The organism is Streptomyces sp. AM6-12, from assembly GCF_044327085.1.
Lineage (GTDB): Bacteria > Actinomycetota > Actinomycetes > Streptomycetales > Streptomycetaceae > Streptomyces.
The window spans coordinates 4,757,444-4,776,872 of the sequence record NZ_JBIQWN010000001.1 but is presented as its reverse complement, the minus strand read 5'-3'; the positions used below and the strand labels follow the sequence as shown (position 1 = coordinate 4,776,872).

The 19,429-nt window shown below is 73.2% G+C and carries 19 protein-coding genes; 5 read left to right on the top strand and 14 right to left on the bottom strand.

Translation table 11 applies throughout. The features are described 5' to 3' along the window. Nucleotides 1-44 precede the first annotated feature (44 nt). The 5 genes from ACE4Q9_RS21675 to ACE4Q9_RS21655 form a co-directional block, all read right to left on the bottom strand. The gene (locus ACE4Q9_RS21675) at nucleotides 45-815 is read right to left on the bottom strand and encodes a hypothetical protein (RefSeq protein WP_397985880.1); all 771 of its coding nucleotides are present in this window, start codon (nucleotides 813-815) and stop codon (nucleotides 45-47) included. Nucleotides 816-1,031: 216 nt separating this feature from the next. Beyond that, complete coding sequence (locus ACE4Q9_RS21670) at nucleotides 1,032-1,271, bottom strand: chaplin (protein WP_397985879.1); 240 nt, start codon at nucleotides 1,269-1,271, stop codon at nucleotides 1,032-1,034. A 214-nt stretch (nucleotides 1,272-1,485) separates the two neighbouring features. Continuing rightward, nucleotides 1,486-2,259 (bottom strand): chaplin family protein, encoded by a 774-nt coding sequence (locus ACE4Q9_RS21665; RefSeq protein WP_397985878.1) that lies wholly within the window; start codon nucleotides 2,257-2,259, stop codon nucleotides 1,486-1,488. 131 nt (nucleotides 2,260-2,390) lie between these two features. Beyond that, a complete protein-coding gene (locus tag ACE4Q9_RS21660) occupies nucleotides 2,391-2,618 on the bottom strand; it encodes a chaplin (protein ID WP_397985877.1) in 228 nt (75 codons plus the stop codon). Between the two features lie 285 nt (nucleotides 2,619-2,903). Continuing rightward, on the bottom strand, nucleotides 2,904-3,314 hold the full coding sequence (locus ACE4Q9_RS21655; protein ID WP_397985876.1) for a rodlin: 411 nt from the start codon (nucleotides 3,312-3,314) through the stop codon (nucleotides 2,904-2,906). Nucleotides 3,315-3,562: 248 nt separating this feature from the next. On the opposite strand from ACE4Q9_RS21655, the gene ACE4Q9_RS21650 reads away from it, so the two are divergent. Together ACE4Q9_RS21650 and ACE4Q9_RS21645 are read left to right on the top strand one after the other, a co-directional pair. Next, entirely contained in the window at nucleotides 3,563-3,973 is a 411-nt protein-coding gene (locus tag ACE4Q9_RS21650) for a rodlin (RefSeq protein ID WP_397985875.1), read from the top strand. 208 nt (nucleotides 3,974-4,181) lie between these two features. Then, the gene (locus tag ACE4Q9_RS21645) at nucleotides 4,182-4,589 is read left to right on the top strand and encodes a rodlin (RefSeq protein ID WP_397985874.1); all 408 of its coding nucleotides are present in this window, start codon (nucleotides 4,182-4,184) and stop codon (nucleotides 4,587-4,589) included. 77 nt (nucleotides 4,590-4,666) lie between these two features. On the opposite strand, the gene ACE4Q9_RS21640 is transcribed toward ACE4Q9_RS21645, so the two are convergent. From ACE4Q9_RS21640 to iolC, 8 genes are all read right to left on the bottom strand, one after another. After that, the gene (locus ACE4Q9_RS21640) at nucleotides 4,667-5,518 is read right to left on the bottom strand and encodes an ABC transporter permease (protein ID WP_397985873.1); all 852 of its coding nucleotides are present in this window, start codon (nucleotides 5,516-5,518) and stop codon (nucleotides 4,667-4,669) included. After that, nucleotides 5,515-8,163 (bottom strand): alpha/beta fold hydrolase, encoded by a 2,649-nt coding sequence (locus tag ACE4Q9_RS21635; protein ID WP_397985872.1) that lies wholly within the window; start codon nucleotides 8,161-8,163, stop codon nucleotides 5,515-5,517. Before ACE4Q9_RS21635 ends, ACE4Q9_RS21640 begins: the two co-directional genes overlap by 4 nt. Before the next feature lie 167 nt (nucleotides 8,164-8,330). Continuing rightward, nucleotides 8,331-9,734, bottom strand: coding sequence for an APC family permease (locus tag ACE4Q9_RS21630; protein ID WP_397985871.1), 1,404 nt, complete (start codon nucleotides 9,732-9,734; stop codon nucleotides 8,331-8,333). 398 nt (nucleotides 9,735-10,132) lie between these two features. Next, nucleotides 10,133-11,635: a CoA-acylating methylmalonate-semialdehyde dehydrogenase gene (gene mmsA / locus ACE4Q9_RS21625; protein ID WP_397985870.1), complete on the bottom strand. Its 1,503-nt coding sequence runs from the start codon at nucleotides 11,633-11,635 to the stop codon at nucleotides 10,133-10,135. Nucleotides 11,636-11,652: 17 nt separating this feature from the next. Then, nucleotides 11,653-13,524: a 3D-(3,5/4)-trihydroxycyclohexane-1,2-dione acylhydrolase (decyclizing) gene (iolD, locus tag ACE4Q9_RS21620; RefSeq protein ID WP_397985869.1), complete on the bottom strand. Its 1,872-nt coding sequence runs from the start codon at nucleotides 13,522-13,524 to the stop codon at nucleotides 11,653-11,655. Beyond that, nucleotides 13,521-14,345 (bottom strand): 5-deoxy-glucuronate isomerase, encoded by an 825-nt coding sequence (gene iolB / locus ACE4Q9_RS21615; RefSeq protein WP_397985868.1) that lies wholly within the window; start codon nucleotides 14,343-14,345, stop codon nucleotides 13,521-13,523. The genes iolD and iolB overlap by 4 nt, the downstream gene beginning before the upstream one ends. After that, on the bottom strand, nucleotides 14,342-15,238 hold the full coding sequence (locus ACE4Q9_RS21610) for a deoxyribose-phosphate aldolase (RefSeq protein ID WP_397987292.1): 897 nt from the start codon (nucleotides 15,236-15,238) through the stop codon (nucleotides 14,342-14,344). Before ACE4Q9_RS21610 ends, iolB begins: the two co-directional genes overlap by 4 nt. Before the next feature lie 149 nt (nucleotides 15,239-15,387). Then, nucleotides 15,388-16,338, bottom strand: a complete 951-nt coding sequence (gene iolC / locus ACE4Q9_RS21605; protein WP_397985867.1) for a 5-dehydro-2-deoxygluconokinase — start codon at nucleotides 16,336-16,338, stop codon at nucleotides 15,388-15,390. Nucleotides 16,339-16,689: 351 nt separating this feature from the next. On the opposite strand from iolC, the gene ACE4Q9_RS21600 reads away from it, so the two are divergent. Beyond that, nucleotides 16,690-16,890 (top strand): helix-turn-helix transcriptional regulator, encoded by a 201-nt coding sequence (locus tag ACE4Q9_RS21600; RefSeq protein ID WP_397985866.1) that lies wholly within the window; start codon nucleotides 16,690-16,692, stop codon nucleotides 16,888-16,890. A 22-nt stretch (nucleotides 16,891-16,912) separates the two neighbouring features. On the opposite strand, the gene ACE4Q9_RS21595 is transcribed toward ACE4Q9_RS21600, so the two are convergent. After that, entirely contained in the window at nucleotides 16,913-17,956 is a 1,044-nt protein-coding gene (locus ACE4Q9_RS21595; protein ID WP_397985865.1) for a zinc-dependent alcohol dehydrogenase family protein, read from the bottom strand. Nucleotides 17,957-18,144: 188 nt separating this feature from the next. Between ACE4Q9_RS21595 and ACE4Q9_RS21590 the strand changes: the two genes are divergently transcribed. Together ACE4Q9_RS21590 and ACE4Q9_RS21585 are read left to right on the top strand one after the other, a co-directional pair. After that, complete coding sequence (locus ACE4Q9_RS21590; protein ID WP_397985864.1) at nucleotides 18,145-19,098, top strand: PrsW family glutamic-type intramembrane protease; 954 nt, start codon at nucleotides 18,145-18,147, stop codon at nucleotides 19,096-19,098. An 87-nt stretch (nucleotides 19,099-19,185) separates the two neighbouring features. Beyond that, on the top strand, nucleotides 19,186-19,425 hold the full coding sequence (locus ACE4Q9_RS21585; protein WP_397985863.1) for a heavy-metal-associated domain-containing protein: 240 nt from the start codon (nucleotides 19,186-19,188) through the stop codon (nucleotides 19,423-19,425). Nucleotides 19,426-19,429: the final 4 nt, after the last annotated feature.

Here is a 19,429-nt window from a genome sequence, read left to right as displayed (position 1 = left end):
GCCTCGGCCGGAAAGGTGCCGGATGTCCGGGGCCCGGTCGGAGGTCAGCCGGCCGTGGTCGGGAGCGTCGTCGGGGTGGCCGTGGGGGTCGGCAGGCCGGGGATGGCGGCGAGGATCTTGTCGAGCAGGGCGGTGGCGGTGGCGACCACCTGGTTGACGTCGGAGACGGCCGCCTGCACCAGGCCGTCCACCGCGGCCAGCACATCGCTGAGGAGGTCACGGGCGGCGGGCGCGCTGCGGGCCATCCCCTGCGGGGCCGGACCCGGCGCGGCGGGGGACGCGGACGGCTTGGGCAGCGCCGACTGGGACTCGGACCCCGAGGGGACCGGGGCGGGCGCCGAAGGAGCGGCGGGGGCGGCCGGGGTGGCGGGGGTCGCCTGGGCCGGGGCGGCGGGCGCCTGGGGCTTCGTCGCGGCCGTCGCGGCGGCGGGCGTGGGCGTCGCGGCGGCCGGTGGGGCCGCGGGCGTCGTCGCCCCCGGCGCCTGCGCCCCGCCGAGCGTCCCCTCCGCCGCCGCCCGTACGAGGGCCTGCTTCGCCGCGTCGCCGAGCCGCTTGGCCTCCGCAGCGGACAGCCGGCCCTTCGTCAGCGAGCGGTCGAGCAGCTGGACGACCGGCTTGGGCAGGGCGCCGGCCTTGTCCAGCGCCCTGACCTGGGCGAGGAGTTTCGCGGCGCCGGGCAGGGCGGACTGGGAGGCGGGGACGTCGGCACGGTCTCGCGCCATGTCGACGGCGACGGCGACCGGGCCGGTGATCGCGGCGATGACGGCGGCGCTGAGGACGGTGGACGCGAATCGCCGTGCGGGCAGAGGGCGCATGGGGGGTTCCTTCCGGATGGGCATCGGGGTTCACAGCCCACCGTCAGTTGGCCCCGCATGCCCCGCAACCGCTCACCGCGCCAACTGCACCGTCCGGGCCCGCCCGTGCCCCGTCCGGGGGATCCGGCGCGGGGCGGACATGGGAACCGGCCGCCCGCCCCCACGACGGATGCGCGGGGCGGACGGCCGGTCGGAGGGGTGGGTGCGCCCCGGACGTCAGCCGTTGACGCAGGTGTTGCCGAACGCCGGGTTCAGCAGGCCGATGACGTCGATGCTGTCACCGCAGACGTTGACCGGGACGTGGATCGGGACCTGGATGACGTTGCCCGAGATGACGCCCGGCGAGTTGGCGGCGACAGCGTCCGCGCCGGCGTCGGCGGCGGCGACACCGGCGGCGCCGGCGACGGCCGCGACGGCGGCGGAGGTCAGGACCAGACCCTTCGCGATACGCGACATGGAGAGGTGCTCCTTGGAATAGACACAACATCCGGGCGGATGCCCGGCGTTGTGTCAACGCGTCGCGCCTGCTCGGGTTGTGCCGCCAAAGGGGTGATGTGCGCCGGACGGCGCCTCGCGGGGGCGTGGCCGCCCATGCCGGAAACCCCCGCACGGCTGCGCGCGGGGGTCCTGGCCGGCGGGTGCCGGACGCTCTGGTCCGGGACCCGGCGAGTCAGCGGCGGGTGGCCGTCCGGCCGCGGCGGTACAGCACCGCGCCCGCCATGATCAGCGCGGCGCTGGCGGCCGACGTCGCGATCATGGCCTTGGCGTTGCCACCGGTGTGCGGCAGGGTCGGCGGCTCGTCGCTGCCGTACCCTCCGGGCGGGGTCGGCTCGTCGCTGCCGTAGGAGGTGGGCGTCGGCGTCGGAGTGGGCTCGTCGCTGCCGTACGAGGTGGGCGTCGGCGTCGGCTCGTCACTGCCGTACGAGGTGGGCGTCGGCGTCGGCTCGTCACTGCCGTACGAGGTCGGTGTCGGCGTCGGCTCGTCACTGCCGTACGAGGTGGGCGTCGGCGTCGGCTCGGGACTGCCGTAGGAGGAAGGCGGCGGCGTGGGCTCGTCGCTGCCGTAGGTCGTGTGCGTCGGTTTCGGGGTCGGGTCCGGCTTGCCGTAGGAGACCGGCGGGGTCGGGTCCGGCTTGCCGTACGAGTCGTCGCCGTACGAGTCGTTGCCGTAACCGGACGGGTGCGAGGTGGCCGAATGGCCGACGTTGGCACAGGAGTTGCCGAACGCGGGGTTCAGCAGCGCGGCCACGTCCACGGAGTTGCCGCAGACGTTGACCGGGACGTGCACCGGGACCTGGACGCTGTTGCCGGACAGCACGCCTGGTGAACCCTGCGCCACGGCCTGCGTGTTGGAGTCGGCGAGCGCGGCGGTGCCGTACAACGAAAGCACGCCGGTCGCGGCAGCTGCGGCCACGACCGCGCCCTTGCTGAGGGTCTGTCGCAATCTCGTAGTCTTCCTGCTCGAACTGCTCGAAGATGTGGGAAGGCCGGCCCCGGGCCAAGGGATCTAGGGATCGACGGTCCGAGGCCGGCCAGAACGCAGCCGGCGGGCTGGCGTGCGGTGGGTACCGAACGTCAGCCGTTGGCGCAGGTGTTGCCGAACGCGGGGTTCAGCAGACCGATGACGTCCACGGAGTCGCCGCACAGGTTGATCGGGACGTGCACCGGGATCTGGATCACGTTGCCGGAGAGCACGCCCGGGGAGTTCGCGGCGGCGGCCTCGGCCCCGGCGTCGGCGAAGGCGGGGGCGGCCCCGCCCAGCGCCAGGAGGGCGCCGGCGATGACTGCAGCGCTCTTCTTCATAAAGTTTTCCCTTCTCTGACGGTCATGCCCCTATGAGCGGTCGAAACCGAGCGAGCACGGCCTTGAACGGCTCGCACCATGACCGGCAGGTTCTAGAACGAGGGATAGACAACCCGAGAAACTCTGGAACGTACCCGGCCCCCTAATTCACTCGAACGCCCCCATAGAATTGACACCTTGGACGATTAACGGATAGGTGCTTCTTCGGGAAGAAGGACAAAAACGTCCGGGCGCCGCACCGAAGACACGGTGCGGCGCCCGGACGGCACTCGGGGTGGGGCTTGCTCAGCTGCCGACGGCGCCGTTGCCCGCCAGGACGGAGAGGTCGTCCGCGACGTGCGAGAGCGGCTCGTCGTCCTTGGCCTGCGTCGAGTTCTCGGCGCACTGCTGGATCTGCTGCGAGGACAGCACGGGGATGTCCTGGACACCGACGTTGACCAGGGCGAGCACCGACTGGACGTCCGCCTTGACCGGCAGGCCGACGCACAGGTCGTTGAGCGAGCCGCCCACCAGGGTGGCCTGCGGGCTCAGGTTGCCGCGGGTCACCGCGTTCCCGAACGACTCATGGGCGGCGTTGCCGCTGGCCGACGTGGTGCCCGTGTCGTTGCCGATGGCAAGCGCCTGAGGGGCCGCCGCCGCAGAGGCACCGATGAAAGACGCGGCGACCGCCGCCGCGGCCATTGCCTTCTTCAGCATTTCGCTTTCCTTCCCTGGCTTTCGCCAAGACGCATGTTCCTGCCCTCGCATCAACCGGGCCGGCGCCGTTTGGTTGCGGGTGGTCACCCGATCGGATCGTCCGGCCGTATTCACCGGCATTCACCGCACCATTCGCCGGCACCCGCGAAATGTGCGCCATTGGAGTGAACGTGGGCAACCCGTGAGCGCCCGGCCCCGTTGAACCAGATCGCTCCGGTGGACGGGGTGTCTTCAGAAGGGAACAGCAAGTGATCAAGAAGGTTCTGGCCACCGCCTCGGTCGCCGCCTCCGTCGTCGGTGTCTCCGCCGCCGCCGCGGCACCGGCCCTGGCCATCGGCAACGACACCGGTACGACGACCTACAGCGGCAACGGCGCCGCGCAGACGTACGGCAACTCGGCCACCTACGGCAACATGAGCCCGCAGATGGCGCTCATCCAGGGCTCGTTCAACAAGCCCTGCATCGGCCTGCCGGCCAAGGCGGACCTCCAGTCGCTGGTGGGCCTGGTCAACGTCGGCGTTCAGGACATCCCGATCCTGTCCTCGCCGCAGACCCAGCAGTGCACGGAGAACTCCACGCAGGCGAAGGGCGACGAGGCCCTGTCGCACATCCTGGACGACATCTCCGCCCTGTCCGGCAACGGCGCCGCCGGCAGCTGAGCGGTCGCTCCGCGCGGCGGCGGGTCACCGGATTTCCCCCGGTGGCCCGCCGTTTCGCTGTCCGGGCGCCGGTTCGCCCGGAGGGCGTTCATCCATTCATCCGACCACACTGCTCCAAACGGGGCAAACGCCGCAACCACGGCCCCGCCGGGGCAGTTGACGGTCACGCAGCTCCTCCCCGGAGTCCGCCTTTCGAAAGGGAACGAACATGAAGAAGCTGTGGGCAACCGCGGCCGTTGCCGCCTCCGTCGCCGGTCTCGCCGGTGCGGCGGCCCCCCAGGCCCTCGCCATCGGCAACGACCACGGCACCACGTCGCTCAGCGGCAACGGCGCCACGTCGTCCTTCGGCAACTCGGCCACCGCCGGCAGCATGAGCCCGCAGCTCTCGCTGGTCGAGGGCTCGCTCAACAAGCCCTGCATCGGCCTGCCGGCGAAGATCGACGCCCAGTCGCTGGTCGCGCTGGTCAACGTCGGAGTCCAGGACATCCCGATCCTGTCCTCGCCGCAGACCCAGCAGTGCACGGAGAACTCCACGCAGGCGAAGGGCGACGAGGCCCTGTCGCACATCCTGGACGACATCTCCGCCCTCTCGGGCAACGGCGCCGTCGGCAGCTGAGCAGCCGACTCCCGCGGCGGCGGGTCACCGGTTCCCCCGGTGGCCCGCCGCTTCGTCGTGCAGGGACCGGGCGCCGGCTAGGAGACGACGTCCTTGCGGGCGAAGCCCCGGAAGGCCAGCGCGAAGAGCACGAGGGCGCAGGCGACCGAGAGCGCGGCGCCTTGGAGCATCCCGGACCACTCGGCGTGCGGCTGGAGGGCGTCGGCCCAGGCGAACTGCCAGTGCGCGGGCAGGAAGTCGCGCCAGTGGCCCAGCGCGGTGACCGCGTCCAGGACATTGCCGACGATGGTCAGCCCGACCGCGCCGCCGACTGCGCCGAGCGGGGCGTCCGTCTTGGTCGACAGCCAGAACGCGAGCCCCGCGGTGACCAGCTGGGACACGAAGACGTACGCCACCGCCACCACCAGCCGCTGCACGGCCGTGCCGGCGTCCAGCTCGCCGCCGGCGGGTATCTGGAGCGGCCCCCAGCCGTAGGCGGCGGTGCCGACGGCGAGGGCGACGAGCGGCAGCAGCACCATCGCGGCGAGACTCAGCCCGAGCGCCACCACCAGCTTGGACCACAGCAGCCGGGCCCTGGGCACGGGCGCGGCCAGCAGATAGCGCAGCGAGGACCAGTTGGCCTCCGAGGCCACCGTGTCCCCGCAGAACAGGGCGACCGGCACGACCAGCAGGAAGCCGGCCGAGACGAACAGGCTGACCGCGGCGAAGTTGGCCCCGGACGCGGTGGCCGTGTCCATCAGGGTGACCTCGCCGCCGCGGGACGAGGGGTGGCCGACGGCGAAGGCGATCACCAGCACGAACGGCAGGACGGCGAGGAGCGCGCCCATCACCAGGGTGCGGCGCCGCTTGAGCTGGCGGACCAGCTCGACGCGCAGCGGCAGGGTGCCCCGTGTGCGGTAACCGGAGGCCACCTCGGTGAGCGTGCTCATGCGGAACCTCCGATCAGAGTGAGGAACGCGTCCTCCAGGCGCCGGTGCGGGCCGACCGAGGCGACCGGCACCGAGAGCCGCACCAGCTCCACGACGAGCCGCTCGGCGGTGCCGCCCGCCGCCAGGCGGACCAGCAGCCCGTCGTCGGTGCGCACGGCGGAGGCGACGCCGGGCAGCGCGGCCACCTTCTCCACCACCGGCTCCTCCACCGGGCCCACGGTGCCGACGAGCAGGGTGTCGCCGGAGCCGACGATGTCCCGCACGGGACCGGCCTGGATCAGCCGGCCGCGGTCCATCACGACGAGGTGGGTGCAGGACTGCTCGACCTCGGACAGGAGATGGCTGGAGACGATCACGGTGCGTCCGGCGGCGGCATAGCGGATCATCACCTCGCGCATCTCGCGTATCTGGGGCGGGTCGAGGCCGTTGGTGGGTTCGTCCAGAATGAGCAGGTCGGGCAGGCCGAGCATGGCCTGGGCGATGGCCAGGCGCTGGCGCATGCCCTGGGAGTAGGTGCGCACCGCGCGGGCCAGCGCGTCGCCGAGCCCGGCGATCTCCAGGGCTTCGTCCAGGTGGGCGTCCCCGGCGGGGCGGCCGGTGGCCCGCCAGTACAGCTCCAGGTTCTCCCGTCCCGACAGGTGCGGCAGGAAGCCCGCGCCCTCCACGAAGGCGCCGACCCGGCTGAGCACCGGGGCGCCGGGCCGGACGGCGTGCCCGAAGACGCGGATCTCGCCCTCGTCCGGGGTGATCAGGCCCATCAGCATGCGCAGGGTGGTGGTCTTGCCCGCGCCGTTGGGCCCGAGCAGACCGAGCACCTGGCCCCGCTCGACGCGGAAGGACAACTCGCGCACCGCGTACCGGTCGGCGGATCCGGCGTACCGCTTGGCGAGGCCCTCGATGACCAGCGGGACCTCGGCCAGCGCGGGGTCGGGCGCCGGGGCGGCCGTACGGCGGCGGGCGGTCAGCAGCAGGGCGGCGGCCACTCCGGCGCCCGCGAGCGGCAGCCACCACACCCACGCGGGCAGCGGGGCCGCGGCGGTGCGCACGGCGGGTGCCGTCGGAACGCTGAGGGCGCTCTCGAGGCTGACGGTGTACGCGGCGGGGGCCACCGGTGAGGCGTAGCCCAGGTCGGTGGCGGCGAGGACCAGGCGGAGCCGGTGGCCCTTCTGCACCTCGTGGTCGATCGCCGGGAGGGTGACGGTGACGTCCTTGCCGCTCTTGGCGCCGGTCACCCGCAGGGGGGTGACGAGCTGGGAGGGCAGCACCGGGTGTTTGCCGTCCGGGCCGACGTCGTAGACCTTGCCGAACAGCACGGCGTCGCCGCTGGTCGAGGTCACGTGGATGCGGGCGGTGGGGGTGCCGGTGATCCGGAGGGCGCGGGTGAGCGGGGCGGAGTCGAAGCGGGCGTACTGGCCGGGGAAGTCGAGGGAGGTGCCGAGGCCGAGCGCGGAGAGCTGCCCGAGGCCGCCGGCGCCGAGGCCGGGCAGCGCGGAGACTGCGGGCGGGCTCGCGCCGGCCGGGTTGGCGAAGTGCTGCCGGCCGCCGGACAGGGGGACGCTGTGCCGGTCGGCGCGCAGGCCCGGATAGCCACTCGCGCTCGCGCCGCGCAGCTGGGCGGTGCCGTCCGTGGAGTCGACGCCGCCGGTGCGGGTGATCCGGAAGGCGGGGCCGGTGTCGGCTGCCCGGTCGCCCTTCAGGTACCGGTCGAACCAGGCGCGCACCCGGTTCTGGACGCGGCCGGTCTCCAGGTCGCCGCCGTCGTGTCCGCCCGCGACCCAGTCGACGTCGACGGGGGCGCCGTTGGCCTTGATGGCGTGCTCGGCGGCGTCGGCCTGGCCGAGCGGGAAGAGCGAGTCGGTCTGGCCCTGGACCAGCAGGGTGGGCACCTTGATACGGGAGCCGACGGCGGCCGGGGAGCGCTCCTGGAGCAGGGCGCGGGCGGCCGCGTCCGGGGTGCCGGAGGTGGCGACCCGTTCGTACATCCGGCACAGGGCGGGTTCGAAGCGGGCGCAGCCGCCGCCCTCGCCGAAGAAGACCCCGGCCCACAGCTTCTTGTAGACGCCGTTCGGGAACAGGGCGTCCGCGAGGTTCCAGTAGGTCAGGGCCGGGGCGATGGCGTCCACCCGGCGGTCGTAGCCAGCGGCGAGCAGGGAGATCGCGCCGCCGTAGGAGCCGCCGGCCACGCCCACGCGGGGGTCGCCGGGCTTGTCGAGCCGCACCTGGGGCTGCTCGGCGAGCCAGTCGATGAGCCGGGAGACGTCGGCGACCTCGGCCTTCGGGTCGTTCAGCCCGATCTTGCCGGTGGATCTGCCGAAGCCGCGGGCGGACCAGGTCAGGACCGCGTATCCGTCGCGGGCGAGGTCCTCGGCCTGCTGCCGCATGTCGTCTTTGCTGCCGCCGAAGCCGTGTGCCAGCAGGACTGCGGGGCGGCGGCCGGCGGGGCCCGCGGTGAAGTACGAGGTGTCCAGGCGCACCCCGCCCGGCATGGCCATCATCCGCTCGGCGCGGTGCACGGGTGGTGGTCCGCCGGAGGCGGCGGCCGTCCAGGTGCCGGCGCCGGCGAGCACCACGACGGCGGCCGCGGCGGCCATCAGCCGCCGCGGTCCGCTGAGCAGCCCTCGCAGCCGGGCCACACGAAGATCCATGCCTCAACGGTACGGGCCGCCACTGACATCCGCCGGACCCCCCTGGGCTGAACCAGGGGCCCTCCCAGGGGAGTAGCGGGGGCGGTCCCCTACTTCATCCGTGGTAGCACGGCGCGGCCCCCGGTACCGGAGGTGAGGGGGGTACCGGGGGCCGCGCGCCGGGGGGCTCAGCTCTCCAGGGTGTCCTCGGGGAGGGACACCAGCCAGCGGGTCTCCTGGCGCGGGCGGAGGTAGAAGGCCCAGTAGAGGGTGGCGACGAGGGTGATGCCGCCGGTCCAGATCAGGTACGAGACCTCCTGCTCGACCAGGATGTAGACCAGGACGGCGATCAGCAGGACCGGCATGGCGGGCCACAGCGGCATCCGCCAGGCCTTGCGGGTGCCGTGGTGGCCGCGGCGGCCGAGCAGGGCGGCGACGGCGACCAGGAGGTAGAGGGCGGTGACGGCGACGCCGGTCACGCCGTAGAGGGTGTCCAGGTTGACGAAGCAGAGAAACGCGCCGGGGACGCCCACGACCAGGGTGGCGACCCAGGGGGAGCCGAACCGGCCGAGCTTGGACAGGGCGTTGTTGACCGGCGAGGGCCACGCCTTGTCACGTGCGGAGGCGAACAGGACGCGGGAGTTCTGGATGACCATCACGATGCCCGCGTTGATGATGGCGAGGGCGACGCAGAGGCTGACGAAGGTGCCGACGGCCGAGTTGCTCCAGGCGATGACCATGCTGGAGATGTTGCCGCCGGTCAGGGCGGTGAGGTTGCCCGCGCCCAGGGTGATCGCGGTGACCGGCACCAGGATGACCACGCTGGAGATGGCCAGCGTCGCGAGGACGGTGCGGGCGACGTTGCGGCGCGGGTTCTCCAGTTCCTCGGAGAGGTAGACGGCGGTGGAGAAGCCCTGGGTGGCGAAGAGGGCGATGGCGAGCCCCGAGAGGACCATCATGGCCGTCACCGGGTTGACGCGGGCGTGCTCACCGGCGATCTGGAAGGAGGTGAGGGAGCCCAGGCCGCGGTGGGAGTGGGCGAAGCCCAGCACGGCGACGACACCGGCCGCGATGACCTCCAGGACCAGGAAGATGCCGGTGATCCAGGCGTTGGCGCGCAGGTCGAGCAGGCCCGCGAGGGTGGCCGCCATCATCACGCCGGCGCCCGTCCAGGACGGGTCGAGGTGGACGATCGGGGCGAGGTAGTCGGCGGTGCCCATCGCGATGACCGGAGGGACGATCATCACGACGAGCAGCGACATCACGAAGGCCAGCCAGCCGGACAGCCGTCCCGCGAGGGTGGAGACGATGGCGTACTCGCCACCCGCGCTGGGGATCAGGGTGCCCAGCTCCGAGTAGCAGAAGGCGACCGGGATGCAGAGCAGCGCGCCGATGGCGAGGCAGAGCGCGGTCGCCGTGCCCAGGCTGGAGAAGAGGTCCGGCACGATCACGAACAGGGTGGAGGCTGGTGTGACGCACGAGAGGGTGAGCAGGGTGCCGCCGACCACGCCGATGGAACGCTTGAGCTTCTGGGGGCTGTCCGTGGCCTCGGAGAGGAGACCGGTCTCGACAGGGCGGAGCGTGTCGGTCATGCGGCGGAATCCGATCGACTCGTGTCGTGCGTGAGGGTGGGGGGTTCGGGAGCGCTATCGCCTCCGGCGGATCGTCGTCGTACGGTCGTCTTCGTCCGCTCCCGGCGCCCATAGGGAACCCCGACGAAAACCACCACGTCAATGGGTGTTTACCTTCGGAATCCGCACCGAGGGCACGTGCCGCTGGGGATCAGATTCACAGGCAACAAGGCTCTATAGGTGCATCCATCAAGCCTGTACGCGATCTGACCTTGCTTTCTAAGGACATCTCCCGGCCACCCCTTCGTCACCCGTTTCCTCCACATGAACGGGAACCGCAGCCGACGTTTCAAAAAAATGTCAGGCCGTCCGGTATCCGGACGGCCTGACGAGGGGGCAGCGGCGGTGCTACGTCACGCTCAGTGGTTGCGCGGGAACCCGAGGTCGACGCCGGCGGGGGCGTCCGCCGGGTCCGGCCAGCGGGTGGTGATCACCTTGCCGCGGGTGTAGAAGTGCGTGCCGTCGTTGCCGTAGATGTGGTGGTCGCCGAACAGCGAGTCCTTCCAGCCGCCGAAGGAGTGGTAGCCCACCGGCACCGGGATCGGCACGTTCACGCCGACCATGCCGGCCTCGACCTCCAGCTGGAAGCGGCGGGCGGCGCCGCCGTCCCGCGTGAAGATCGCGGTGCCGTTGCCGAACGGCGACGCGTTCATGAGGGCCACGCCCTCGTCGTAGGTGTCCACGCGCAGCACGCACAGCACCGGGCCGAAGATCTCGTCCTGGTACGCCTTGGCGGTCGTCGGCACCTTGTCCAGCAGCGAGATGCCGATCCAGTGGCCGTCCTCGTACCCCTCGACCGTGAAGCCGGTGCCGTCCAGGACCACCTCGGCGCCCTCGGCGGCCGCGCCGGCGACGTAGGAGGCCACCTTGTCGCGGTGGGCGGCGGTGATCAGCGGGCCCATCTCGGAGGCCGGGTCGTTGCCCGGACCGATCTTGATCTTCTCGGCGCGCTCGCGGATCTTCGCCACCAGCTCGTCGCCGATGGAACCGACCGCGACGACCGCGGAGATCGCCATGCAGCGCTCGCCGGCCGAGCCGTAGGCCGCGGAGACGGCCGCGTCGGCCGCCGCGTCCAGGTCGGCGTCCGGCAGCACCAGCATGTGGTTCTTGGCGCCGCCCAGGGCCTGCACGCGCTTGCCGTGGGCGGAGGCGGTGGCGTGGATGTAGCGGGCGATCGGGGTGGAGCCGACGAACGAGACGGCCTGCACGTCCGGGTGCTCCAGGAGCCGGTCCACGGCCACCTTGTCACCGTGCACCACGTTGAACACGCCGTCCGGGAGGCCGGCCTCGGCCAGCAGCTCCGCGATGCGGACGGAGGCCGAGGGGTCCTTCTCGCTCGGCTTGAGCACGAAGGTGTTGCCGGTCGCGATGGCGATCGGGAACATCCACATCGGGACCATCGCCGGGAAGTTGAACGGCGTGATGCCCGCGACCACACCGAGCGGCTGGCGGATCGAGGCCACGTCCACGCGGCTCGCGACCTGGGTGGACAGCTCGCCCTTGAGCTGCACGTTGATGCCGCAGGCCAGGTCCACGATCTCCAGGCCGCGGGCGACCTCGCCGAGCGCGTCGGAGTGCACCTTGCCGTGCTCGGCGGTGATCAGCTCGGCGATCTCGTCGCGGTGCGCGTCCAGCAGCGCCCGGAACTTGAAGAGGATGGTGGTGCGCTGCGCGAGCGAGGACTGGCCCCAGGTCGCGAAGGCGTCCTTGGCGGCGGCGACCGCGGCGTCCACCTCCTCCACGGAGGCGAACGCGACCTTGGTGGTGACCGCGCCGGTCGCCGGGTCGGTGACCGGCCCGTACGTGCCCGACGCGCCTTCGGCGGTCTTCCCGCCGATCCAGTGGTTGACGATCTTCGTCATGCCCAGAGACTCCTTACTCACAGATGGCGGCGTCGGGTCGAGACGTGCCGTTCGTACTGCTCGCGTGCCGTGACCGCGGGTGTCCGGGTCGCGGTCGCGGCCACGGGAACATCCCACCAGGCCTGTGCCCCGGGCGCGCCCGACACAGTGTCGGACGTTTCGGTCTCGACGTAGACACATGTGGCAGTGTCGGCGGTCCGCGCCTTTGCGAGCGCCGCGCGCAGCTCCCCGGCACTGCCCGCCCGCAGCACCCGCATCCCCAGGCTGGCCGCGTTGGCCGCGAGATCGACGGGCAGCGGGGCGCCCGTATACGCCCCTTCCTCCGTTCTGAACCGGTAGCCGGTGCCGAACCCCTCACCGCCCACCGCCGCCGAGAGCCCTCCGATGGACGCGTACCCGTGGTTCTGCACCAGCAGCACCTTGATCGCGATGCCCTCCTGGACGGCGGTCACGAGCTCGGTCGGCATCATCAGATACGTGCCGTCCCCGACCAGCGCCCAGACGTTGCGCCGAGGCGCCGCCAGCTTCACGCCGAGCGCGGCCGGGATCTCGTAGCCCATGCAGGAGTAGCCGTACTCCACGTGGTACTGGTCGCGGGAGCGCGCCCGCCACAGCTTGTGCAGCTCGCCGGGGAGCGAACCGGCCGCGTTGATCACGATGTCCGACTCGTCCACCAGGGCGGCGAGCGCGCCGAGGACCTGCGCCTGGGTCGGCCGCGCGGCCGGGTCGGGGCTCGCGAAACAGGCGTCGACCCGCCGCTCCCAGCGCTCCTTGCCCGCCGTGTACTCGTCCACGTACGCGCCGTCCGCCTTGTGGGACACCAGCGCCTCGCTCAGCTCCTCCAGGCCGGTGCGGGCGTCGGCGACCAGGGGCAGCGCGGCCAGTTTGTGGGCGTCGTGGGGCGCGATGTTCAGGTGCAGGAAGCGGACGTCCGGGTGCTGGAAGAGGGTGCCGGAGGCGGTGGTGAAGTCGGTGAAGCGGGTGCCGACGCCGATCACCAGGTCCGCGGTGCGCGCCAGGTCGTCGGCGGTCGCGGTGCCGGTGTGGCCGATCCCGCCGACGTCCTGCGGATGGTCGTACCGCAGCGCGCCCTTGCCCGCCTGGGTGGACGCGACGGGGATGCCGGTCGCCTCGGCGAACGCGGCGAGGGCCGCTTCGGCGCGGCTGTGGCGCACCCCGCCGCCCACGACGAGGAGGGGGCGGCGCGCGACCCGCACGGCCCGTGCGGCGCGGGCCAGTTCGGTGGGGTCGGGGCCCGGCCGTCGTACGGTCCACACCCGCTCGGCGAAGAACTCCTCGGGCCAGTCGTACGCCTCCGCCTGCACGTCCTGCGGCAGGGCGAGGGTGACCGCGCCGGTCTCCACCGGGTCGGTGAGCACCCGCATGGCCGCGAGCGCGCTCGGGACGAGCTGCTCGGGGCGGGTGATCCGGTCGAAGTAGCGGGAGACCGGGCGCAGCGTGTCGTTGACCGAGACGTCGCCCGCGTACGGCACCTCCAGCTGCTGGAGGACCGGATCGGCGGGGCGGGTGGCGAAGACGTCGCCGGGCAGCAGCAGGACGGGGAGGTGGTTGACGGTGGCGAGGGCGGCGCCGGTGACGAGGTTGGTGGCGCCGGGGCCGATCGAGGTCGTCACCGCGTGGGTGGCGAGGCGGCCCGACTGGCGGGCGTAGCCGACGGCCGCGTGCACCATGGCCTGCTCGTTGCGGCCCTGGTGGTACGGCATCACGTCCGCGTACTCGACCAGTGCCTGCCCGATGCCCGCCACGTTCCCGTGGCCGAAGATGCCCCAGGTGGCGGCGATCAACCGGCGCCGCCCGCCGTCGCGTTCGGTGTGCTGGGCCGAGAGGAAGCGGACGAGCGCCTGGGCGACGGTGAGCCGGATCGTCATCGGTAGCCCCCGGTGGTCTCGGTGTGGTCGGGGTGGAAGCGGATCCGCCACTCCCTGCTCTCGCCGGGCCCGGCCATGACGTTCAGGTAGTACATGGCGTGTCCCGGCTGGGCGATGGAGGGGCCGTGCCAGCCGTCGGGGACGAGGACGGCGTCGCCGGAGCGGACCTCGGCGAGCACATCGGCGCCGCCCGGCCGGGAGGGGAACACCCGCTGGTAGCCGAGACCGCCGGGCCCCTCGATCTCGAAGTAGTAGATCTCCTCCAGCTCGCACTCCTCGCCCGGCCGGTGCTCGTCGTGCTTGTGCGGCGGGTACGAGGACCAGTTGCCACCGGGGGTGAGGACCTCGACGGCGATCAGCCGGTCGCACTCGAACGCGTCGGCGGCGGCGAAGTTGCGCACCTGGCGGGCGCAGACGCCGCTGCCCCGCCGCTCGACGGGGACCTCCGGCGCGGGGCCGTAGCGGGCGGGGAGTCGTCGCTCGCACTTCGCTCCTGCCAGGGCGAAGCGGCCTCCCGCGCCGGAGGCGATCTGGACCCGGGCCGCTCGGGGCGCGTACGCGAAGTCGGAGGCCCCCGCGAACACGCTGTCCCGACCCAGGAGTTGGAACTCGCTTTCCTCGATTCGAACGGTACATCCGCCTTCCAGCGGAAGCACGATCCACTCACTGTTCCCGGTGGTGAACGTATGGCTACCGTCCGGGGACAACTCGACGATACGCAGAGCCCCGTACGTCCATCCGGCGCGCTCGGGGCCGATGTCGAGGGCGTACTCGGCGCTCGCGGTGGCGCCCCGCGGCAGGTACAGGTCGGTGCTGGTCATACGGCCCCTCGCAGCAGTGCGGTGGCGGTGTCGACGGCGGCGGCCACATCGCCGTCCGCCGGGTACAGCAGCGAACGGCCGGCCACCAGGCCGCGCACGGTGGGCAGGTGGAGCGCGGCGCGCCACTTGTCGTGGGCGGCGCGGCGGTCGGCGGGCGCGTCGCCCGTGTCGCCGCCGAGCAGGACGGCGGGGAGGGTGGAGGCGGCCATGACGCGGGCCATGTCCCGGGGGTCCTCGGTCACCGGGACCTTCAGCCAGGTGTAGGCCGAACTGCCGCCCAGGCCCGAGGCGATGGCGAGGGAGCGGGTGACGGCCCCGGCGGAGAGGTCGTTGACGAGGGCGCCTTCGGGGGTGCGGCGGCTGATGAAGGGTTCCACGAAGACCGGGAGCCGGCGTGCGGCCATGGCGTCGACGGCGCGGGCGGCGGACTCCAGGGTGGTCAGGGAGCCGGGGTCGGTGTAGTCGAGGCGCAGCAGCAGCTTGCCCGCGTCGAAGCCGAGGCGGTCGATGTCCTCGGGGCGGTATCCGGTGAACCGGTCGTCCAGTTCGAAGCGCGCGCCGCGCAGCCCGCCGCGGTTCATCGAGCCCATGACGACCTTGCCGTCCAGGGCGCCGAGCAGCAGCAGGTCGTCCAGGATGTCGGCGGTGCCGAGGACGCCGTCGACGCCGGGCCGTGACAGCGCGAGGCAGAGGCGGCCGAGCAGGTCGGCGCGGTCGGCCATGGCGAATTCCCGGCCGCCGACGCGGAGGGCGCCGCGGGCGGGGTGGTCGGCGGCGACGATCAGCAGCCGGCCGGTGTCGTCCAGCAGGGGACGGCGCCGGCGCCGGGCGGCGGCCTCGGCGATGGCCTCGGGGTTTTGGGCGCGGATGCGGGCCAGGCCGGCGGTATCGATGACGGGTCGGGGGCGGGCGTGAGTGGGGGTGGGGATGCGGGGAGGGGTGCGGGTGCCGTTTACGCCGTCGGCCGGGTCTGCGGCGCCGGTGCGGCCCGTGTCGTCGGTTCGGCCCGTTTCGTCGGTGTGTCCCGCCGGCCCGTCCGCGTTCACCGCACGGCTCCTGCGGCGAGGGCGGCGGCCACCTCGGCCGGGGTGGGCATCGCGGTGGAGCACTCCAGGCGGGAGGCGACGATGGCGCCGGCCGCGTTGGCGCCGCGCAGGGTGGTCTCCAGGTCCCAGCCGGCCAGCAGTCCGTGGCACAGCCAGCCGCCGAACGCGTCTCCGGCGCCGAGCCCGTTGAGGACGGTGACGGGCAGCGGGGGCACCTCGACCGCCGCGCCGTCCGCGCTGACGGCCAGCACCCCCTTGGGCCCCTGTTTCACCACGGCGAGCCGGACCCCCGTGTCCAGCAACGCCCGTGCGGCGGCGTGGGGTTCGCGGGTGCCGGTGGCGATCTCCACCTCGTCCAGGTTGCCGACCGCGACGGTGGCGTGCCGCAGCGCCTCGGCGTAGCGGGGGCGGGCCGCCTCGGGGTCGCGCCAGAACATCGGCCGCCAGTCCAGGTCGAAGACGGTGATACCGGCCCGGTCCCGGTGGGCGAGGGCGGCGAGCGTGGCCGTACGACTCGGTTCCTCGCTGAGACCGGTGCCGGTCATCCAGAAGATCCGGGCGGCGGCGATGGCGTCGAGGTTCAGTTCGCCGGCCTCGATCTCCAGGTCGGGGGCCTTGGGCTGCCGGTAGAAGTACAGCGGGAAGTCGTCCGGCGGGAAGATCTCGCAGAAGGTGACGGGGGTGGGGAGGCCGGGCACGGAGGTGACCCAGCGGTCGTCGACGCCGAGGGCGCGCAGCGCGTCGTGCAGGTAGGCGCCGAAGGGATCGTCACCGGTACGGGTGATCACGGCGGCGGTCCGCCCCAGCCGCGCCGCCGCCACCGCGACGTTGGTCGCCGAGCCACCGAGGAATTTGCCGAAGGACGTCACCTGCGCGAGCGGGACCCCGGCCTGGAGCGGATACAGGTCCACCCCGATCCGGCCCATGGTGATCAGGTCGTACGCCATCGGCTCCCCTTCGTCCCGGCTCCCCCGGCTTTCTATTCCTGCCCGCGGAGCGCTGTCAATACTTTGTCCGGACATTCGGACGACGGGGAGTGCCGGGTTCGTTCCCCGATCCGGGGCCGGCTACGCGCGCATCCGCGCCCCGCTTTGCGTCAGCCGTGTCACAAATACCCCTCTTCCGTCACACATGTCGCGCCTACGCGGGCGCTGCGTCACACCCGGTCGACAGGGGCTGACCGTTGGTGACGGTGCGTCGTTGTCCGGGCGCAGGCTTGATGATCGCCAGCGCAGCACCCGGTTCCCCCGACGGCCGTCCCCGGCCGCCCCCGCGGTGCGCGCGGGGAGGTGCAGCTCATGACCGACCGCAGGCTCTGGTCGTACAAGGAGATCGCGGCGCACATCAAGGTGCAGCCGGACACCGTGCGGTCGTACCGCAAACACGGGCTGCTGCCCCCGCCGGACCAGGTGGAGGGCGGCAAGCCCTACTGGTACGCGGACACCGTGCGCGCCTGGGTCGCCTCCCGGCCGAGCAACCGCGGCCGCCGGGCCGACTGAACGACCCCTGTCCGCCAGGGGGTCACGACCACGGCTCGATGACCGTCACCCCGGCCCCCGGCGCCCGGCCCATCCGGGCGAGGGCCGCCGGGGCCGCGTCGAGCGGGATGGCGGAGGTCACCAGGAGGTCCGGGCGCAGCGCGCCGGAGCGGACCAGCTCCAGCATGCCGGGGTAGGTGTGGGCGGCCATGCCGTGGCTGCCGAGCAGTTCCAGCTCCAGCGCGATCACGCGGGCCATCGGCACCGGGGGGGTGCCGTCGGCCGAGGGCAGCAGTCCCACCTGGACGTGCCGGCCGCGGCGGCGCAGGGAGCCCACGGAGGCGGCGCAGGTGGCGGGCGAGCCGAGGGCGTCCAGGGAGAGGTGGGCGCCGCCGCCGGTCAGCTCGCGCACCGCCGCGGCCGGGTCGGGTACCGTACTCGCGTCCAGGCAGTGCGCCGCGCCGAACGTCCGGGCCAGCTCCAGCGCTTGGGGCGCGATGTCCACGGCGACCACCCGCGCCCCGGCCGCGGCCGCGATCATCACCGCGGACAGGCCCAGCCCGCCGCAGCCGTGCACCGCGACCCACTGGCCGGGCGCGGCCCGTCCCTGCTGCACCACGGCGCGGAAGGCGGTGGCGAAGCGGCAGCCGAGGCCGGCGGCGGTACCGGGCGCCATGCCCTCCGGGATCGCCACGAGGTTGACGTCGGCGTGGTCGAGGGCGACGTACTCGGCGAAGGAGCCCCAGTGGGTGAAGCCGGGCTGGGTCTGCCGCTCGCACACCTGCTGCTCGCCCGCCGCGCAGGCCGGGCAGGTGCCGCAGGCGCAGACGAACGGCACGGTGACCCGGTCGCCGGGCCGCCGGCCGGTCACCCGGCTGCCCACCGCCTCGACCACTCCGGCGAGTTCGTGTCCGGGCACATGCGGCAGCACGATGTCCGGGTCGTGTCCCATCCAGCCGTGCCAGTCGCTGCGGCACAGCCCGGTCGCCTCCACCCGCACCACGACCCCGTGCTCCGCGGGCGCCGGGTCGGGCACCTCCCGCACCTCGGCCGGCTTCCCGAACTCCTCGAACACCACCGCTCGCATACGGCCCACCCTTTCACGCCGGCGCGCGCCGCCACCCACGGACCATCACGCGGACGGCGCAGCCGAACGGCGACGGTTCGGGACATCTGCCTAAGGTGCGAGGGATTCGTCCGTGAACTTGCCCGGTGCGTCGCTGGACGCACCGCCCCGGCGACCCGCCCCTGCCCCAGCCCGAGGGGACGACCCACGTGAGCCACCCCCCGCCGCCCGGCACGCCCAGGGCCCGCATCCCCCGTCCGCAGCAGCCCCCGCCCCCGTACCCCCGCATCGGCGCGGGCCTGTGGCGGCGCTGTCTGGTCGGCGGGCTCGCGGTGTGGGGGCCGGCCACGGGCCTGGCCCTCGCGACCCGGAGCACGGCGGCGCTCGTGACGCCCGCTCTGCTGGGCACCTTCCTGGTGCCGGTGGTCCTCGTGCTGTGGGCCTACGAGCGGGGCGCCCGCGACCTCGGGGTCAGCGCGGTCCTCGGCTGCTTCCTGGCGGGCGGGGCGCTCGGCGTGCTCGGCGCCTCGCTCACCGCCTCGTCCGCGCCGCACCCCTCCCTGAACCGGTACCTGACCGTCGCCCTGGCCGAGGAGGCGGCCAAGCTGGGGGCGCTGGTGTTCGCGCTGCGCCGGCAGTCGGCCGTCCGCGGCATGCGGGCCGGGCTGATCCTGGGTGCCGCCGTCGGCGTCGGCTTCGCAGCACTGGAGAGCGCCGGGCACGCCCTCGACGCCGCCCTGTGGGCCCCGGACCCCTGGGGGCAGCTGGAGACGGAACTGGTGCGCGGGCTGCTCGCGCCCCTCGGGCAGGGGGCCTGGACCGCGGCCGCGGGCGGTGTGCTGCTGGCGCTGCGCCGCCCCGGCGGCCGCTTCCGGTACGCCCCGCCGGTGGTCGCCGCCTGCATGGGCGCCGCCCTGCTGCACGCCCTGGCGGACACGGCGCGCGGCCTCGCGCCCTGGCTGGTCGTACGGCTCACCGGCCGGGGCGTGGAGGGCGGATTGTTCGCGCCGGGGTACCCGCCGCAGCCGAGCGCCGCCCAGCAGCACCTGCTCACCCTCGTCTCCGCTCTGGGCCCGGCCCTCGTCGCGCTGGCCGCGCTCGCCTGGGCGCTGTCACTCGCCCGGCGGAATCCCTCGTACCCCCCTTGGAGAAATACCCCCTAGGGGTATACTCTGAGGACGGTGGGGAAACCATCGGGAACACCACCGGCGAACCCCACCGGCCCCATGCGCCACGACGAGGAGAACGACATGAGCGCCCACACCGACACCCCGGCCTCCGTCACCACCGTCTACACGGTGACCGGCATGAGCTGCGGACACTGCGAGGGATCCGTCTCCGGTGAGATTTCCCAGCTCCCCGGCGTCACCTCGGTGAAGGCCGTCGCGTCGAGCGGCGAGGTGACCGTCGTCTCCGCCGCCCCGCTGGACGACGAGGCCGTCCGCGCCGCCGTGGACGAGGCCGGCTTCGAGCTGGCCGGCAAGGCCTGAGCAC

Coding starts and splice junctions, on each gene's coding strand:
- ACE4Q9_RS21675 (WP_397985880.1), bottom strand. CDS start 815: ATGCGCCCTCTGCCCGCACGGCGATTCGCGTCCACCGTCCTCAGCGCC.
- ACE4Q9_RS21670 (WP_397985879.1), bottom strand. CDS start 1,271: ATGTCGCGTATCGCGAAGGGTCTGGTCCTGACCTCCGCCGCCGTCGCG.
- ACE4Q9_RS21660 (WP_397985877.1), bottom strand. CDS start 2,618: ATGAAGAAGAGCGCTGCAGTCATCGCCGGCGCCCTCCTGGCGCTGGGC.
- ACE4Q9_RS21655 (WP_397985876.1), bottom strand. CDS start 3,314: ATGCTGAAGAAGGCAATGGCCGCGGCGGCGGTCGCCGCGTCTTTCATC.
- ACE4Q9_RS21645 (WP_397985874.1), top strand. CDS start 4,182: ATGAAGAAGCTGTGGGCAACCGCGGCCGTTGCCGCCTCCGTCGCCGGT.
- ACE4Q9_RS21640 (WP_397985873.1), bottom strand. CDS start 5,518: ATGAGCACGCTCACCGAGGTGGCCTCCGGTTACCGCACACGGGGCACC.
- ACE4Q9_RS21635 (WP_397985872.1), bottom strand. CDS start 8,163: ATGGATCTTCGTGTGGCCCGGCTGCGAGGGCTGCTCAGCGGACCGCGG.
- ACE4Q9_RS21630 (WP_397985871.1), bottom strand. CDS start 9,734: ATGACCGACACGCTCCGCCCTGTCGAGACCGGTCTCCTCTCCGAGGCC.
- mmsA (WP_397985870.1), bottom strand. CDS start 11,635: ATGACGAAGATCGTCAACCACTGGATCGGCGGGAAGACCGCCGAAGGC.
- iolD (WP_397985869.1), bottom strand. CDS start 13,524: ATGACGATCCGGCTCACCGTCGCCCAGGCGCTCGTCCGCTTCCTCTCG.
- iolB (WP_397985868.1), bottom strand. CDS start 14,345: ATGACCAGCACCGACCTGTACCTGCCGCGGGGCGCCACCGCGAGCGCC.
- iolC (WP_397985867.1), bottom strand. CDS start 16,338: ATGGCGTACGACCTGATCACCATGGGCCGGATCGGGGTGGACCTGTAT.
- ACE4Q9_RS21600 (WP_397985866.1), top strand. CDS start 16,690: ATGACCGACCGCAGGCTCTGGTCGTACAAGGAGATCGCGGCGCACATC.
- ACE4Q9_RS21595 (WP_397985865.1), bottom strand. CDS start 17,956: ATGCGAGCGGTGGTGTTCGAGGAGTTCGGGAAGCCGGCCGAGGTGCGG.
- ACE4Q9_RS21585 (WP_397985863.1), top strand. CDS start 19,186: ATGAGCGCCCACACCGACACCCCGGCCTCCGTCACCACCGTCTACACG.